The organism is Pontibacter sp. LHS1, assembly GCF_058932855.1.
Genome location: NZ_JBZYWF010000008.1, coordinates 75,233 through 91,911, shown reverse-complemented (window position 1 = coordinate 91,911; position 16,679 = coordinate 75,233). Strand labels below are relative to the sequence as shown.

Sequence of the window (16,679 nt, the reverse complement as noted above, 5' to 3'; positions counted from 1 at the left end):
GCTATTAAAGTGCACGGTTGGTTAAGTCGCGACTTGTCACTATAGGTAATTGCTGATTGTCATAATTTGTATAATCGGAATTAGGGAAGCCCTCTAAAATCTTGCTCGCGGGTACTTATATCAACTCTACTCCCCTCTCTTAAACATCATCACTCCTTTGCCTTCCAGTATCAGTTCCAGCCACTCCTCACTCACCTTATACCTTAACTCCCCATCATTCAACAACTTCAGCATCCGGTCCTCCACCTCCATATCCGGACAAGCCATTCTAGTCGCGGCGATGGGGCCGAAATTGATTCTGTCGGTAATCGGTTCAAGTGTGCCTGTTATTCTATTACACCCCGTAGTCCCCGACACCCTGCCCTCGGCAAGTGATATAACCAAGGCCGGCTGGTTCTGTCCGAAATCTTTCGGATTGATGGCTTTCGCCTGCAGCTCCACCAGATGCCAGGTGCCATCAAGGCGGGAGTCACGGAGGTACATGCCACAACCTCTGTATTCCTTGTCATCTTTCAGTACCGTTACGGTATAAGGAAGCTCTCGCCCTGACATCGTGTTGACGCAAGTTTCCTTGATAAGCCGGATTTCGAGATTGCCTGTAACAGTCTGTACCCTGTACACGACTCCCTCCCCCGTTTCTGGCTTTTCAGCAACCGGCACTGGTGTCAGCACACTGCCATCCTCTTCGTCCAGCACCCTGAACTCAATCATTTTATCCAAGTCAACTTCAAGTGACCAAAACGGTTCGTTTCCAATGGCGGCAAAGTCGATCCCGCGTTCGTATTTATCACGCCACAGCCTGGGGCTGTCCTCCGGTTCGTCCGGGTTTTGCCGGCGTAGGCGATAGGCATCAGCGAGTTGTGATTCTATGCGGCTGCCTTCACTATCGAGCATAACCAATGCTTCACCCTCTATGGCAAACTGGTTGTTACCGGCGCCTTGTTTGCTCAGTTGTACTCTCCCGTTGCCCACACCCCATGTACCCGACTGCACAAAAGGTGTTGCGCTACGGCCTTGGTATACCATGCGTTCCCGGTAGGTGCTGTCAGGTTTGAGGTCAAGGGTATAGTCTATCCCCGGACAGTCGGCGCAGGGAATGGTGCCTACCCACGCACCCACGGCTGCCCGTGCGACCTCAGCGTTCGACATCTCTGCATTCGACTGCGACACGGAAGTTGGTGCGGTTGAACAACCAGCGGCTAAACATAGTAAGAGGCCCCCGATGGGAAACAAAAGCTTGAGCGGATTCATTTTTCTTGGTGAACAGGTATAGAAATCTCTACGAGGAATGGCTTGGCACAGGTATAGGTGAAAAAATCTTAAAACACCCACGGAGCATTATACCTGCGAAACTACCAAATTTTCCGGGAGTTCATAAAAGAAGCCCCGCCGCTACCTGATGAGGTAACGACGGGGCTTCATTGCAGGTATAGCTGTACCTTATATGTTAGCCATTTCGCCTTTCACAAAGTCTACCAGACTCTTGATGTAATCGGTGCTGAAGTCGAACTTGATGCCAGCGGCTTCATATACCTCGCCAATCGATACGGTATAGCCCAGGCTCAGGGCACGCTTATAAGCGGCCAGTCCCTCGGCAGGGTTTTCTTTGTAGTTTTTCCAAACAGCGATAGCCCCTAGCTGGGCCATGGCGTATTCCACGTAGTAGAACGGCACTTCGTAAATGTGCAGCTGCTTCTGCCAGATGAATGGCTTATATTTCTCCAGTCCACTCCAGTTCACCTCCAGGTGATTGAAGCGCTCGAAAATATTGAGCCACTCCTGATGACGCTCTTCCTGCGTATGGGTTGGATTTTCATAGAGCCAATGCTGGAACTTGTCCACGGTGGCAACCCACGGGAAGGTTTCGAGCACACTCTCCAGGTGCGTGCGCTTGGCACGGCGCAACTCGTCTTCGTCAGTAAAAAAAGTATCCCAGTAGTCCATCGAGATCAGCTCCATCGACATAGAAGCCAGCTCGGCCACCTCTGATGGCGGGTGTTTAAAAGCACCCAGCGTCAGGTCGCGTGTCAGGAACGAGTGTACGGCATGGCCGCCTTCGTGCAGCATGGTAATAACGTCTCGGAGGCTGGAAGTGGCATTCATAAAAATGAACGGCACGCCAATTTCGTCCAGCGGATAGTTGTATCCGCCCGGCGCTTTGCCTTTTCTTGACTCCAGATCCAGGTGGCCCATCTCGCGCATAGTAGCCAGGCAGTCTCCCAGGTAAGTATCGAGGTTGTAGAATACCTGTATAGTCTTCTCCAACAGCTCTTCACCAGACGTAAACGGCTCCAGCGGTGCTTTCCCGCTTGGATCCACATCGAGATCCCATGGGCGCAGGTCGGCTATACCTAGTTTATCTTTGCGCTCACGGTCTATACCTGTCAGCACCGGCACGATAGTTTCCTCAATGGACTTGTGGAAATCAAAGCAATCCTGCGGGGTATAATCGAAACGGCCCATGGCAGCAAACATGTAGTCACGGTAGTTATCGAAGTCGGCGTTTTTGGCCAGCTGCGTGCGCAGTTTCAACAGCTCATCGAACAGGTCATCGAGTTTCTGGCGATCCTGTGTGCGGCGCTCCTGTATGGCGCGCCACGCCTCTTCACGCACTGCACGCTCGTTGCGCTTCAGGCGGTCGGCGGCACGTTGCAGGGTCATCTCCTCCCCGTCCAGCGTTACTGTCATGGCGCCCGTTATGGCGGCATACTGTTGCTGCTTGGTGCTGATTTCGGTATTAAGCGGAATGTTTTCTTCGCGGAAAATTTCCAGCGCACGTTCCACACCGCGTAGGTAGATGCGGTACTTGTCTTTGTCGAGCCCGTTCACATAAGGCGAGTGCATCAACTTGAGGTTGAGCTCATGATCGTAAGGGGCTATTTGGGGTTCAATCTCTGACACGAAATACTGGAATGCCTTCGTGATGTCCTCGTTCTGTGTGTCGCAGGTCATGCGGATGTAGCGCCAGCCAAGATCTTCAGAGAGCACACTCTCGAGTTCGCTGCGGTCTTTCATCCACTTCTCCAGCTCCTCCACCGAGTTGATGGGACGGCTTTTCAGTTCTTCAAAATATGGCTGTATGGTTTCCCAAGTATCTATTTTAAAGTCTTCGGACAGGTAAACCCGTTTCTTTCGTTCGGGTACTTGTATCATAGCTTCTGTTTTACTCATAGATGGTTCTGTATAAGAAAAGGTAATATATACACTTCTCCTGAAAGTGCAAAAAAAAGCTGCACTATATCTTTAAAAGATAGTGCAGCTTAACTGAAGTTACAACAGGTATTTTTATCCTATTTCGATGACAACATTGGCAGTTAGCGGATGGCCTACGCAATTGAGTACATAACCTTCGTCCAATTCAGCATCAGAAAGGCCTTCGCGTTCGTCCAAATGCACTTTTCCGCTCAGACACTTGCCGCGACAGGCGGTGCACAAACCTGCTTGGCAAGAGTAAGGCAAATCCACGTCCTGGTCAAGCGCCGCTTCCAGAATGGTCTGGTCTGGCTCCACAGTCACGCTGTACTCGGCGCCTTCATAAATGATGGTCACGGTCTGGGTGGTTATCTCACCGTCGTCATCTGAAGAGGATACGTCGCCGTGGTGCTCCTGCTCGTGTTGCTCTACCAGTTTGTTGCTAACAAAGCTCTCACGGAAAATGCGGTCAGAAGGTACGTGCAGCACGTTTAGGGCCTTGCGCACCTCTTCCATCATCCCCTCAGGTCCGCACATGTAGTAAAGCGCATCAGCTGACTTGGCCAGTTGCCGGCGCTCCAATATTTTGAGTATCACGCTTTGGTTCATGCGGCCGCGGTAGTCGCAGGCATGCTTTGGCTGACTATAGATGTACTCCACATGCAGACGCTCAGGGTGTGCAGCCTGGAGTTCCTGTAGCTGCTGCTTGAAGATCACGGAGTCTTCATCACGGTTACCGTACAGCAAGGTCACCTTCGTGTTCGGCTCCTCGCGCAGGGCTGCTCTGAGCATAGACATCAGCGGGGTAATACCGCTGCCTGCCCCGAACAGGATAATATGACGGCTCTTATCTGCCTCTGGCACCAGGTTAAAATTACCAAGCGGCTCCATTACTTCGATTTCCTGTCCAACTTGCAGATTATCAAGCAAATAATTGGAAACCAGACCGCCTTCTACACGTTTAACAGTAACTGACAGGCGACTACCCTCATTTGGGGCACAACAGAGGGAGTAGGAACGGCGGACTTTCTTTCCGTCTATCGGGAGGATAAGTGTCAGGAATTGCCCTGCCTTGAATGGAATCGGTTTTTTATCGGGATGTTCTAAGTGTATCGTAATCGCATCTGAGGTTTCGCGGGTTATCTCCACGACCTTCAGCGTGAAATAGGGGCTACTCATATCGTTTTATTAATAGTCTTTTAGCGGGAAACATGGTTTCAGACTGAAAGTTACGACAATCTGGGCTGTTGCGTGAAAATTTAGGCGAATTTTTAAAACCGATTTCACGAATCACGTATTATAACCAAATCATTAACAGAATGAACGGTGAATGAAAAAAAAGCTGCACATTTGTAACATAGTACATACAAGTGCCGTGGCCGGGAAATAACCAACCCCCACATTCCGTTCTTTACCATACAATTACTGAAAACACCAATGCTCTACAAACTAACTCTCAAAAACTGTGAAAAAACCGTAATGGTGGATGACCGCACTTACGAGTATATTCAAAACAATGCCTACCTGCAGCAGATTGAGTTTCTGAAGCACCTGCGTATTCACTCCAACGGCTACGCCTTCTTCCAGAAGAACTGGCCGTTGAAAAATGGCAAGTACCGCAACGAAACCATTTACCTGCACAAAATGATCGGCGAGCAGCTGATTGAGAAGCCGGAAAGCAACATTAAGCTATACGTGCATTTCAAGAACGGCAACAAACTCGACTGCCGTCTCGAGAACCTGGAGTGGGCTCCGCTCTGCAAAATTGTGCGTAACACATCCAAAACAGAGAACAAACTGGGTGTACGCGGTGTACACAAAGAGGCACAGAAATACCGCGCCATCATTCACCACAACAAGCAACGCATCAACCTCGGCACCTTCGACACGCTGCAGGAAGCTGCGCAGGCTTACAGCAAAAAGTCTGAGGAACTCTTTGGCAAGACTAAAAGTCTGAAGACACTCTCCAAGTATGTTGAAGAAGTAGCTTAATTCTTCTTATACTTGCGTGACGGAATACCCACCGTCATGATTACTCATGCTGAATACCGAAAAGAAACTTAGCGACATTCTAAGACGGCACACTGTTGCTTTTGGGCCCGTACTTGATGCGGACCTGAACGGCGAGCACGTGTGTCGTCTTGATTTTACGGCAGCCAACCAACTGCTGCAGCAAACCGACCTGCGCAACACAGAGGCCTTTAATGAAGCTGTGAACCGCATGCTGCAGGAGCAGAATGCCACTATCGGCGTGGGAGGCTATCTGGAGAACCGCTTTATCTACCGCCGCAGCCAGCACTTTAATGTAGCCGAAGAAAGCCGTGACCTACACTTAGGTATAGACGTTTGGCTACCCGCCGGTACCGCTGTGCTTGCCCCACTCGACGGCAAGGTGCACAGCTTCGCCGACAACGCCAACTTCGGCGACTACGGCCCGACCATCATTCTGGAGCATGAGCTCGAAGGCGTGATGTTCTATACTTTGTACGGCCACCTGAATAGTGCTTGTTTGGCAGGCATGTCGGTTGGCATGGAATTCCGAAAAGGCGATAAGATTGCTGAAGTAGGTCCCTACCCGGAGAACGGCGACTGGCCACCGCACCTGCACTTTCAGGTGATGTGCTCCATGGAAGGAAAACACGGTGATTATCCGGGCGTGGCATGTCTATCAGAAAGGGCTATGTATGAAGGAGTTTGCCCCGACCCAAACCTAATTCTCCGGTGTCGCCATCTGGCTTAGTTTTGCCTTTGCTGTAGAAAATGACCAAATTTGAGCTCTGGTACCCTCGCATAGGTGCCAGAGTTTTGCTTTTTACCACAAACCTGAACTCATGTTTGACCTTTTTAATTTCGAAGCCTACAGCGCTAACCTCACCAATTTTGTGATGCTCTATGGCATGCGCCTTGTCTCGGCTATCATCACCCTTTTAGTTGGCCTCTGGGTCATCAATAGAATCAACCGCCTGATATATGACCTGATGGTGAAGAAGGACGTAGATGTGTCGCTGCGTCCGTTCCTGAAGAGTGTGTTGGCTGTTGTCATGCGCGTGCTCCTAATCATTTTGGTAATCGCGCAATTGGGTGTCGAGATGACATCGTTTATCGCCATACTCGGTTCAGCGGGTCTGGCCATTGGTCTGGCCTTGCAGGGCAGCCTATCCAACTTTGCAGGTGGCGTACTGATTCTTACCATCAAGCCATTCCGTGTGGGCGACTACATCGAAGCGCAGGGACAGGCGGGCACCGTGCACATGATTAACATCTTCAACACGGTGGTGAAAACGCCTGATAATAAGACGATTTTTATACCCAACGGTCCGCTGGCTAACAGTGTGGTGGTGAACTATACCATCGAAAAGACCCGCCGCGTGGAGCTGAAGTTTGCCGTGTCGGTGAACAACGACATCGGCAAAGTGCGACAGATTCTGCAGGACCTGATCAACGCTGATGAAAGAGTGCTGCCTGATCCAGCCCCCGTCATTGTAGTAACCGATTTCGCCGAGCACTCCCTCACACTGAGCGTGCGCACATGGGTGTACAAAGAGAATTTCTGGGCCTTCTTCTGGGACATGAATGAACGTGCCAAGTCCGCTTTCGAAGAGCAAGGTATCCATATGCCAGTACCTCGCAGAGAGATGGTGGGTGGTGCTAATGGGCAGGCCCCGAAGGCGGTGCCGCAGGTATAGCCTACAGGTATAGACTTTAGAGAAATAGAAACGGCGGCTCAGGGATGGGCCGCCGTTTTTTACGTTTGAAATATTGCACCTTAAGGTATAGCTTGCTGCAACTTGAAGGCGTAATTATCAAATTCCCCACAATACTACTGCTGTGGCTGCATAGATGACAAAAATGCCAAAGTCAAGCATATTTATTTTGCGCTCATCAAATAAATCGGTTTTACTACCTCTTGATACTGCCACAAATTCCTGGCCCTGCAAATTTACACTAAGAATACGCAGTACCTGGAATAGGATTAACAAAAATATTGTATTTCTTAAACCTATAACACCTCCCCCAATCGTTAGTTGATAGCTAGGGTCAACTTTCAAAACCAGGTATGCAAGAAAGTGAATTGCCCCAAAACCTAGCCAAATTAAATAAACAGCAAAATTCCTCAATGACCTGTAATTAATGAAATACAGAAAGAAATGTGTGCTCAATGTGTAGCCTTGTAGTATTGAAGCTGCACCCTCATTATCTGCAGCCAAAAACACATACACAAAAAGTGTTAGAACTGTATAAAGTCCCACTGTCCATTTATCCCAGGTGCCTAATTTTTTGAAATAAAATACTGGCTGATACAAAAACTTACCTCTTAATGATCAATTATTTTAGAAGATATACTACCTCCCCTAATCAAACTTAATCGCCCGTACAGGTTTAATGCGCGCGACCATAGCGGCGGGAATAAGGATGGCGAGCATGGTCATCACAAGGGTGATAATGTTGAGAGCAATGATGATGGCAAAGTTCCAGCTAATGGGAACGGTGTCCATGTAGTAGTTTTCCGGGTCGAGCGGGATGACCTGGAAGTAGTACTGGATAACGCAGAAGCCCAGGCCGATGAGGTTGCCCCATAACATGCCTTTGAGCGTGAGGCTGAGGCCGCGGAAGTAGAAGATTTGCCGTATCTGTGCGTCGGTGGCCCCGATGGCTTTGAGCACGCCAATCATGCTGATGCGCTCGATGATCATGATGAACACTGTGGACACCATATTGAACGTCGCCACAAAAATAATCAGCACCAGAAAAATGACTACGTTTTTACGTAACAGCTGTAGCCAGTCGAAAAGCTGGGCATGGCGATCAGTGATTTTCTCGAGCTGCAGGTCGTAGTTCATCTGATCGAACACCTGATCGGCCACCACATCTATCTGTTCGAAATCCTTGAGCAAAATTTCAACACCACCAACCAGGGTATCTGGCCAGTTGTTGAGCTCGCGAATCAGTTGCAAATCACCGATAACGAAAACCTCGTCGAACTCCTCCAGCCCTGTGTTGAAAACGCCAGCAACTTTGAGTTTTCGGGCTCGCGGAGGGTTCTGAATGAAGTAGAAAATGGCCTCATCTCCCACTTTCAGGCGGAGTTTATTGGCAATTTTACGACTAAGCATGACGTCTTTGGAAGAAGCCGTGTCAGTAAAAGTCACCACGCCACCCTCGTCTAAGTTGGCCTGCATGGCGCTCAGGTCGTAGTCTTTGCCTACACCTTTCATTACCACCCCCAGTACTTCGTCTTCGGTTTTGATGATGGCCGTTTTGCGGGCGAAACCCTGAATATGCTGTATACCCGCTATTTCCTCAGTGCTGTTTATACCTGTGGCCGTGCTGATGGGGGCGCCTTCAAAGGAATTGTTAGTATCGTACTTGCTGATTTGCAGGTGTGCCCCGAAGCTGAAAATCTTGTTTCTTATCTCATCACGGAAGCCTTCCAGAATTGCAAACGACACAATCATGATGGCAATGCCTGCAGCTATGCTTATAATTGCTATTTTTGTCACAGACGTGGTGAAAGAACCAGCCTGTACTTCGGAAATCTTATCAGATATGAATTTGGATACGTTCACTCGCTTGCGTCTAAACTGCCTTAAAGATAGGTATGAATTTTGACTTAGGTCCTGTTAAAGTTTCGTTTTTGTGAGCGAATCTCCAAACGCGGCCCTGAAAAAACAACATTGATGATACAACCACTTGCTATACTTTGCAGCGCCCTGTTGCTCAGCTTTAACAGCTGCACACCCAAACAGGCACCTGTCGCCGCCGCTGCGCAAAACGCCCCGGCCACTGAAGAACCCTCTCAAGTTCCAGCCAGAAAACCACTGGCCTTGGGTGCCGAACAACTCGAGCGCTACCTGAAACACCTCGAAGGCAAAAGAGTAGGTATGGTCGTAAACCAGACCTCTATGGTGGGTAATACCCATCTCGTAGACACGTTGATTAGCCGTGGCGTGGAAGTGACCACTATTTTTGCGCCAGAGCACGGTTTCCGTGGAGAGGCTGATGCAGGTGCACACATCAAAGATGCGAAAGATACTAAAACCGGGTTGCCGATCATCTCGCTCTACGGTAGCAACAAGAAGCCGTCGAAAGCCCAAATGCAGAACCTCGACGTGCTCGTGTTCGACATTCAGGACGTAGGTACGCGCTTCTATACCTACATCAGTACCATGCACTACGCTATGGAAGCCTGCGCCGAAAATGGCAAGAAAATGCTCGTATTGGATCGCCCTAACCCGAACGGTCATTACGTAGACGGTCCCGTTTTGGAGATGGAGCATAAGTCCTTTGTGGGTATGCACCCGATTCCGATTGTGCACGGCCTCACGGTAGGCGAACTGGCCGAGATGATTAATGGTGAGAAATGGCTGGAAGGCGAGAGAAGCTGCGATCTGACCGTCATCAAAATGGAAAACTACGACCACACTATGGCCTACGACCTACCTGTGCGCCCTTCCCCAAACCTGCCGAATGCGCAAGCTATTGCACTATACCCATCCATCTGTTTCTTTGAAGGCACGAACGTGAGCGTAGGCCGCGGTACGCCTACTCCTTTTCAGGTGATTGGCTCTCCGTTTTACCAGAAGAAAGACTTTTCCTTTACCCCAGTGAGTACACCAGGTGCCACTGAGCCGCCGCACAAAGGCGTAAAATGCTTCGGCATGGATTTAACAGATGTGTCGCATGCACAGCCGTTCACGCTGAAGTACCTGTTGGAGATGTACAACAATTCGTCAAACAAGGAGAAGTTCTTCAACAACTTTTTCGAGAAACTAGCGGGCACCTCGGAGCTGCGCAAGCAAGTGATTGCCGGCAAAACTGAAACGGAGATAAGAGCGAGTTGGGAGCCAGAGCTGTCGGACTATAAAGTGCTCCGCAAAAACTATTTGCTATACCCTGATTTTGAATAGAACCATGCCTGAATTGCGAATCGTGTTTATGGGTACTCCCGACTTTGCCGTGCCTACCCTGCAAGCACTCGTCGAACATAACTATAATGTGGTAGCCGTTATCACCGCCCCCGACAAACCAGCGGGCCGCGGCCAGAAGATACAGCAGTCACCTGTGAAGGAGTATGCTGTATCCCAAGGTATACCGGTGCTACAGCCGACCAATTTGAAGTCAGAGGTTTTTCTGGAAGAGTTACGCAGCTACCAAGCCAATCTGCAAATTATCGTGGCTTTCCGCATGCTACCAGAGGTGGTATGGGCTATGCCGGAGCTCGGTTCTTTCAACATACATGGCTCCCTGCTACCGCAGTACCGTGGGGCAGCGCCCATCAACTGGGCCATTATCAACGGCGAAAAAGAAACGGGCGTTACCTCCTTCTTCCTCAAGCACGAAATCGACACCGGTGACTTAATTTTCCAAGACCGTGTGCCAATATTGGAAGAAGACGATTTTGGCAGCATGTACGAAAAGCTGAAGTACAAAGGTGCTGAGCTGGCCGTTCGCACGGTGCAGGCCATCGAGCGTGGTGAAGTACAGCCACAGCCGCAGCAAACGACTTCTGAAACGAAGCATGCCCCGAAGATCTTCAAGGAGACCTGCGAGATAAACTGGAATCAGCCCGCCCGTCAGGTGCGTGACTTCATCCGTGGCCTATCCCCTTACCCCGCCGCATGGACGCGCTTTGACGGTAAGACGTTCAAGATTTTCAAAACGGAAGCTTTGGAGAACACCGCCTATACCTTATCGCCCGGTCAAATTAAAACCGACAACAAAACCTACCTGCACGTGCAGACAGAAGATGGAGTGCTCTCCATTCTGGACCTGCAGATGGAAGGCAAAAAGCGCATGCCGGTGCAGGATTTATTGAGAGGCTACACCTTCAAAACGGAGCAAGTATGATAGCTATTGTCGTCGCCATAGCCGATAACAACGTCATCGGAAAGGACAACCAGCTAATCTGGCACCTACCCGCCGACCTGCGCCACTTCAAGCAAAAGACCATGGGCCACCCCATGATTATGGGCCGCAAGACGTACGAGTCCATCGGCAAACCTCTCCCCGGCCGCACGACCATCATCGTGACGCGTCAGAGAGACTATCAGGCAGAGAGCTGTATTGTGGTTAACTCTGTGGAGGAAGCGATTGCTAAAGGCAAAGAGCTGGACAGTGAGCAAGTGAATATAGTGGGCGGTGCTGAGATTTATAAGCAAGCCTTGCCCTACGTGGATACGCTATACCTGACGGAGGTGCACCACACCTTCGATGGGGATACTTTTTTCCCTGAGCTGAAGGAAGAGGAATGGCAGGAAATAAGTGCAGAAAGCCACGAGCCGGACGAGAAGAACAAGTATAGGTATACCTTTAAGGAGCTACGCCGCAAGGTATAGACGCAACGAAAAAGGAGCACCCAAGGGTGCTCCTTTTTTTAAAGGTAAGATATTCAGTTGAACCTTAGCGCAGGATGTAGATCTTGCCGTAGCCGTTCACAAACCCTTTGTCACCCTTCCGCCAAATGTGTTTCATTTCCTCGGCTTCCTTCGGCATTACTACGCGATACAAGTATACGCCATTAGCTAATTTATCGCCGTACATATCCGTACCATCCCAGGCATATTCGGTTTTGTTGTTGCCAATCCGAATCGGCCCAATCTCCTCCCGCATTATCTCCTTCACTATTTTACCTGTCACGGTCATGATTTGGATTTTGAATTGATCCGGAATCACACCACCCGTTAACGTAAAGATAAATTGTGTTTTGGTTGAGAATGGATTCGGGTATGGGTAGAAGTTGGTGATTTTTGATTCGTTCTCTACCTCGAAGTTGATTCGATAAGGAGAAAAACCCGATGCTTTTCCTGTCACGTCTTTGCCCCTTACCTCTAAGGTATAGGTACCATTTTCTAAACGCTCTGGCTTATATTCGAAACGGAAATCATTTTTCTCGTCGGCAGGGAAAACACGTAACTCACTTGGCTTGGCAGATTCTCTAACATCAATTGATACTTTGGTTGCATTGTTAGTTAAGTAAACCTCCATCGCATCCGCATTTTCCAGATAGACATGTTTGTTTTCATCTTTCATGGTAATGCTGATTAGTGGGCTTGGTGCCACAAGTTCTCCGTCCATAATATGCACCCCATCGAAAGCCACATCCATAATTGGGTGCAGTTTTGATTTTACAGCAAAATTCACTTCATAAATATTATTCTGATACTGCTGTTCCGGCTGCAGACGCGGGTTCACATACATGCTCAATTTGTAGTTTCCATCAAGATCAAGCGTTGACATAGAATAGTTGAACATTGCTGTCTTATTTCCCTCAAGTGCCTCTATTTTGAACCGCGAAACTCGTGGTTCAATACCTTCGCCGGTCACCGTTACCTCCACAGTAATAGAGTCACGGAAGGCATAAGGTGTTACATTTTGATAGGCCATTAGCAAAGAAATCCTGCCGCGGCTGGCTTGTTGTGTAACTATCTCGTCGCTGATTTCTACTAAGTCTGGCCTTATCACCCCTTCTGGTGCCGCCTGGTAGTACACCATCCATTGCTTCAGTTGAGGCGCCGATCTGTCTTCGGTATCAGACAATTCAGCGTGCAATTGCAAGTGAGGGTACTGTGTTGCGCTTATCTGGCTTAAGTCCAGTGTTTTTGAAGTTATAGCACCATTTAGCAACTCACGATTCCCGTCTGTAGTTATACCATACAAACTCAGCTTATAGCTATCATTTCCAGCCTTATACCTTTCAATATTATGGTGCAGACTCCTCCAGCTTAAAGCAGGCCCGATGATGGTGGAAGTTATAGAGCCAGTTGTACTGTACGTTTGTACCTTGGTTTCGAGCAACACTTCTTGATTTGTATAATCTACTTCACTTTCAGGATTTGCTGTAACTTCTTTAGCCGCACCTACTGCCGCCCCTTTCTGCCCAACCATAGCAAATGGATGGCTCGTTCTTATATCATCTATTAACTCGGAACCAAGGCTTCTAAAAGCAGCTTTAAGCTCATTTGAGAACTGATCAAATGGAACTTTATTAATACCCATTACAACTACATGTTGCCCATCTGGTATAGCCGTAATAAATCGCTGAACTGTTGCTCTGATTGTAGGATTAGTCAAGTCTCCAAACTCATATGTATTATTGCTCATCCACCTACATGGAGAGAATCCTGGTACTGTAACAAGTTCTAATGTTTTACTATCTAGTACATAGAAATACATTCTTGGTGCACTTGATCCCCTAAAATTTCCACAAGAATTATCAATCTCAGAGACACCATCTATATAAATACCATAGGGTGTAGTATTAAACCTTGTATCTCCACCTACAGTTCTTATTTCTATATTCCTCGAAATTATTTCAAAATCCCATCTCCCTTTATCGTTTACTTCTACTTTATTCAACTCAGATTTCACGACCTGACCTTTGTGGCTTTGCGACCAACCACCATTGCTATCTTTAATATATCTAAATGAGCTCTCCACCCATACTGTATCTTCTTTTACATCGAAACTATCGAATCTTGCACGCCAGAAAAACACAGTACTATCACTAACCAGGTCTTGGATTGGCAATTCTACTTTCCAAGAAGGAACATTACCTGCTTGAGTTGTATGACTTTTTTTAATACCTGAAGTGAAAGTAGACACGGTATCCAACTCAAAGTAAACACCTTTTGGCTCTGCTCTAAGTTGTGTTGACTGAACAAAAAGTTCTACGGACTTACTGTTTACGATAGAATAGTCCATAGGTGCCAGTAAAGAAATCCCTGAACTTGGTAAGAAATGATGTACAATTAAGGTATTATTATCTTCATTCAATTCATCAAATTGGTTTGTGTCATCCAATATGATTTCAAACCTATTAATACCAGCTCCAGTAGAATCGGCATTAGGTAAAGTTAATTCAATTTTCTCCCTGTAATAAATTGGTTTAACCATTTGCGAGACAGGTTCTAATTCCTTCCCGTTAGGTAAAATCCTCTTTACACTTACACTTAAAGATTCATTAAGCGCTTTACCAAGATTAGTCGCATCTACCTGTAGAACAAAATTTCTGGACACAGCTGTAGCTACTTCACCTGAAGGATCCTTTACTGAATAGTTATTATTATGAAATGCAAAATCAGGCTTACTAGGTGCATAAAGCTTTACTGCTGGATCTCCTTGTAATACCATTTGTGTCATGGTAGCTACATGTTCCTCGTTATTGTAGCTATTATTGTATCTGCGGATTGTTTCTCTTTGTATTTCGCCAATGGTTCTTCCGTAAAATTCATGATCCTCGAAAGACAAGTTGTAGAACCTCTTTGAAAATTCATTTAGAGGACTATCTCCGCCTATATAAGACTGAGCCATAAATGAAATTGCCCCTCTATCAGGTGTAATCAGCCAATCCTCTCCAAAGGAAACTCTGTTATAGAAAAAAGAATCACCACTATAACAGCCATTCATTAAAATCGCAGGATATTTACCTTTATTTCTATATCCATTCAAATTCGTAGATGCAAATCCAATTTCGATATCGGAAACATCTGCAGAACTATGTCCATAAAAAGTAATCAGAGAAAGACCAGCATTTACTTCTTCGGAGACATTCACATAAGCTGTAGGTTGACTTGAGTCGAATCTATATTTTTCTATTACATTTCCTCCAAAGAGAGGGCTTTCTGCAACTACTTTATGTTGGTTAAGCCACCTTTTAAATTGGTTAATTTGTGCAGTACCAGATCCACCCCCTAATTGTAAAATATTTTTACGCCAAGCTAGACCTTCAGGTAAGGTCTCATGCTCCTTAACTTTATTTAGATATGCAATAATATTCTCAGCTGAAGTTGCAGGTAAGCGCCCTGTTGGCACCCTAGGTTCATATCGATTATTTCTGAAATCAGCAGTAAAGAAAACATCTGATGCTGGTAACATACCCGTAGGAACTAAATCCATTTCATATACTTTGGGATGCCTTCCATCTGGATGGTAGAAACTATACCTGTTATGGGTACCCACCCAATAATCATCTCTAATAGATCTATAATCTGGGTGAGCATACTTCATCCCCTTACCTATAATAAATAGCTGCTTTGAACGATTGGATGTAAGCATGTAGGACATGAATTTTCGGATCGCATTAGATGAAAATTCACCATAATGAAACTGATTTACGACTTGATCCATGTATACTAATAAGGTATCGTGTCCTCCACCTGATGCAGAAGCCCGATACGATGCATATTCCAGTGGCGCAGGCCTTTGTGTGCCTGTAGCTACCTTCATCAGCCTTCTATTTGTAACAATAATATAATTATGATTAGCTGGTGTTATTTGACGAAAACGCAATGACTCCGTATTACCAACTGCCTTGAAAGCTTTAGCACTATTTGCGATAAGCACTTTATGAGAAATAGCAGAGTTGGTTGGAATTACAAATCCTTTGCCACTTCCGCTTATATTACCCTCAATCCTGATAGGGTTGTAAGGATCTGATATATCATAAGCAAACGATTCTACAGGGGCAGCTCCAATTTCAAAATAAGGGTTTGCTGCACGTGTAGAATCAGTGAAGAAAATAATGGAGTTTGTCATAAGGGTTGACCTTTGGGGAAATGTTAACCTTATGTTTGACATACTAACGTTACTCTTCTGAACAGAATTAGGAACCACCCGGAAAGCAACTCTGCCATCAGCTAGAACATCAGTAAATTCAATTTGACCGCTAACATGCTGATGACCATACGCTCCAAACGTAAAGGATGATATTTGCCTTGCTCCCCCTGCAGACGGCACAACATTTATTAACCCTGTCTGAGTCTCGCCATTGATACCAATCAGGTTGAACTGGACTACTGGCTTTGGGCCTGTTGTGACTAAGTTAATTACAGAATTAATATCATAGTTCTTTGCACCTGCACTACTAGTTGCGGTATAACCTTCTCCAGAATCCATCCAAGAAAGCTGCGATTTTGTATTCCCATAAATCTTACCATCATAATACCTATCCACAAAATACTGCGTCACCTTTCTCAAAACATACGGCTCTGGCGTCTTCCCTGCAGGCGAAGGATTAACTTGCTGCATGCGCTTACCCCCAGCAGGGTTCACGGTTAAAAAATATGCTGCTGTGTCAGTATAGAGACTATACAACTGGTGCGGCTGATGAGCTGGGTTCTTGTATAGGTCCTGATCTAATCTACCGTCGTTGCGCTCACCGTAGAACTCTATGAAGTCTTGCCTATCCAGGCGGCCATCAGCCTCACCGGCAACATGAATGGTGACTTCTTTGCCTCTTCTGAAAAGCTGGAAGTGCTGCGGGTTAGTACCGGCAAGCCCAAGACTGTCCAAAAAGCCATGGCTGAGGCGGTGCAGACCTGTATTAACGACCTTGAGTTTGTAGTAGGTTTTGTTGTAGTCGATCCACTCGTTGCCATAGGGGGTCGGCGACTGGGCAAGTGCTACAGACTGCAGGCCTACTACGAAGGTGCATACAAACAAAAACTGCTTAATGAGTCTACTTATATTCATCGGCTGTAAAACTTAGA

The 16,679-nt window shown here is 47.1% G+C and carries 12 protein-coding genes; 6 read left to right on the top strand and 6 right to left on the bottom strand.

The genetic code is table 11. From position 1 onward, the window contains the following. Nucleotides 1-126: 126 nt before the first annotated feature. From AC5FXQ_RS15840 to AC5FXQ_RS15830, 3 genes are all read right to left on the bottom strand, one after another. Entirely contained in the window at nucleotides 127-1,170 is a 1,044-nt protein-coding gene (locus AC5FXQ_RS15840; protein WP_493603394.1) for a copper resistance protein NlpE N-terminal domain-containing protein, read from the bottom strand. A 270-nt stretch (nucleotides 1,171-1,440) separates the two neighbouring features. Then, entirely contained in the window at nucleotides 1,441-3,153 is a 1,713-nt protein-coding gene (locus AC5FXQ_RS15835) for a M3 family oligoendopeptidase (protein ID WP_493603393.1), read from the bottom strand. A 132-nt stretch (nucleotides 3,154-3,285) separates the two neighbouring features. Beyond that, on the bottom strand, nucleotides 3,286-4,371 hold the full coding sequence (locus AC5FXQ_RS15830) for a 2Fe-2S iron-sulfur cluster-binding protein (protein ID WP_493603392.1): 1,086 nt from the start codon (nucleotides 4,369-4,371) through the stop codon (nucleotides 3,286-3,288). Nucleotides 4,372-4,629: 258 nt separating this feature from the next. Between AC5FXQ_RS15830 and AC5FXQ_RS15825 the strand changes: the two genes are divergently transcribed. The 3 genes from AC5FXQ_RS15825 (at nucleotide 4,630) to AC5FXQ_RS15815 (ending at nucleotide 6,878) form a co-directional block, all read left to right on the top strand. Then, nucleotides 4,630-5,184 (top strand): HNH endonuclease, encoded by a 555-nt coding sequence (locus tag AC5FXQ_RS15825; protein WP_040573668.1) that lies wholly within the window; start codon nucleotides 4,630-4,632, stop codon nucleotides 5,182-5,184. 46 nt (nucleotides 5,185-5,230) lie between these two features. Next, a complete protein-coding gene (locus tag AC5FXQ_RS15820; protein ID WP_493603391.1) occupies nucleotides 5,231-5,932 on the top strand; it encodes a peptidoglycan DD-metalloendopeptidase family protein in 702 nt (233 codons plus the stop codon). A gap of 91 nt (nucleotides 5,933-6,023) precedes the next feature. Then, nucleotides 6,024-6,878, top strand: a complete 855-nt coding sequence (locus AC5FXQ_RS15815) for a mechanosensitive ion channel family protein (RefSeq protein WP_493603390.1) — start codon at nucleotides 6,024-6,026, stop codon at nucleotides 6,876-6,878. Between the two features lie 117 nt (nucleotides 6,879-6,995). On the opposite strand, the gene AC5FXQ_RS15810 is transcribed toward AC5FXQ_RS15815, so the two are convergent. Together AC5FXQ_RS15810 and AC5FXQ_RS15805 are read right to left on the bottom strand one after the other, a co-directional pair. Next, nucleotides 6,996-7,496, bottom strand: a complete 501-nt coding sequence (locus AC5FXQ_RS15810) for a hypothetical protein (protein ID WP_493603389.1) — start codon at nucleotides 7,494-7,496, stop codon at nucleotides 6,996-6,998. 48 nt (nucleotides 7,497-7,544) lie between these two features. Then, nucleotides 7,545-8,693, bottom strand: coding sequence for an ABC transporter permease (locus AC5FXQ_RS15805; RefSeq protein ID WP_493603388.1), 1,149 nt, complete (start codon nucleotides 8,691-8,693; stop codon nucleotides 7,545-7,547). 177 nt (nucleotides 8,694-8,870) lie between these two features. On the opposite strand from AC5FXQ_RS15805, the gene AC5FXQ_RS15800 reads away from it, so the two are divergent. Genes AC5FXQ_RS15800 through AC5FXQ_RS15790 form a run of 3 tightly spaced genes read left to right on the top strand, consistent with a single transcriptional unit; the run spans nucleotide 8,871 to nucleotide 11,528 of the window. Next, nucleotides 8,871-10,100, top strand: a complete 1,230-nt coding sequence (locus tag AC5FXQ_RS15800; protein WP_493603387.1) for an exo-beta-N-acetylmuramidase NamZ family protein — start codon at nucleotides 8,871-8,873, stop codon at nucleotides 10,098-10,100. A 4-nt stretch (nucleotides 10,101-10,104) separates the two neighbouring features. After that, nucleotides 10,105-11,040: a methionyl-tRNA formyltransferase gene (gene fmt, locus AC5FXQ_RS15795; RefSeq protein ID WP_493603386.1), complete on the top strand. Its 936-nt coding sequence runs from the start codon at nucleotides 10,105-10,107 to the stop codon at nucleotides 11,038-11,040. Then, a complete protein-coding gene (locus AC5FXQ_RS15790; protein WP_493603385.1) occupies nucleotides 11,037-11,528 on the top strand; it encodes a dihydrofolate reductase in 492 nt (163 codons plus the stop codon). Before fmt ends, AC5FXQ_RS15790 begins: the two co-directional genes overlap by 4 nt. A gap of 64 nt (nucleotides 11,529-11,592) precedes the next feature. On the opposite strand, the gene porU2 is transcribed toward AC5FXQ_RS15790, so the two are convergent. Next, nucleotides 11,593-16,662, bottom strand: coding sequence for a putative type IX secretion system sortase PorU2 (gene porU2 / locus AC5FXQ_RS15785; RefSeq protein ID WP_493603384.1), 5,070 nt, complete (start codon nucleotides 16,660-16,662; stop codon nucleotides 11,593-11,595). Nucleotides 16,663-16,679: the final 17 nt, after the last annotated feature.

Bases quoted from the DNA above. Each gene is read 5' to 3' on its own strand.
- AC5FXQ_RS15835 (WP_493603393.1), bottom strand. From the start codon at position 3,153: ATGATACAAGTACCCGAACGAAAGAAACGGGTTTACCTGTCCGAAGAC.
- AC5FXQ_RS15830 (WP_493603392.1), bottom strand. From the start codon at position 4,371: ATGAGTAGCCCCTATTTCACGCTGAAGGTCGTGGAGATAACCCGCGAA.
- AC5FXQ_RS15825 (WP_040573668.1), top strand. From the start codon at position 4,630: ATGCTCTACAAACTAACTCTCAAAAACTGTGAAAAAACCGTAATGGTG.
- AC5FXQ_RS15820 (WP_493603391.1), top strand. From the start codon at position 5,231: ATGCTGAATACCGAAAAGAAACTTAGCGACATTCTAAGACGGCACACT.
- AC5FXQ_RS15815 (WP_493603390.1), top strand. From the start codon at position 6,024: ATGTTTGACCTTTTTAATTTCGAAGCCTACAGCGCTAACCTCACCAAT.
- AC5FXQ_RS15800 (WP_493603387.1), top strand. From the start codon at position 8,871: ATGATACAACCACTTGCTATACTTTGCAGCGCCCTGTTGCTCAGCTTT.
- fmt (WP_493603386.1), top strand. From the start codon at position 10,105: ATGCCTGAATTGCGAATCGTGTTTATGGGTACTCCCGACTTTGCCGTG.
- AC5FXQ_RS15790 (WP_493603385.1), top strand. From the start codon at position 11,037: ATGATAGCTATTGTCGTCGCCATAGCCGATAACAACGTCATCGGAAAG.
- porU2 (WP_493603384.1), bottom strand. From the start codon at position 16,662: ATGAATATAAGTAGACTCATTAAGCAGTTTTTGTTTGTATGCACCTTC.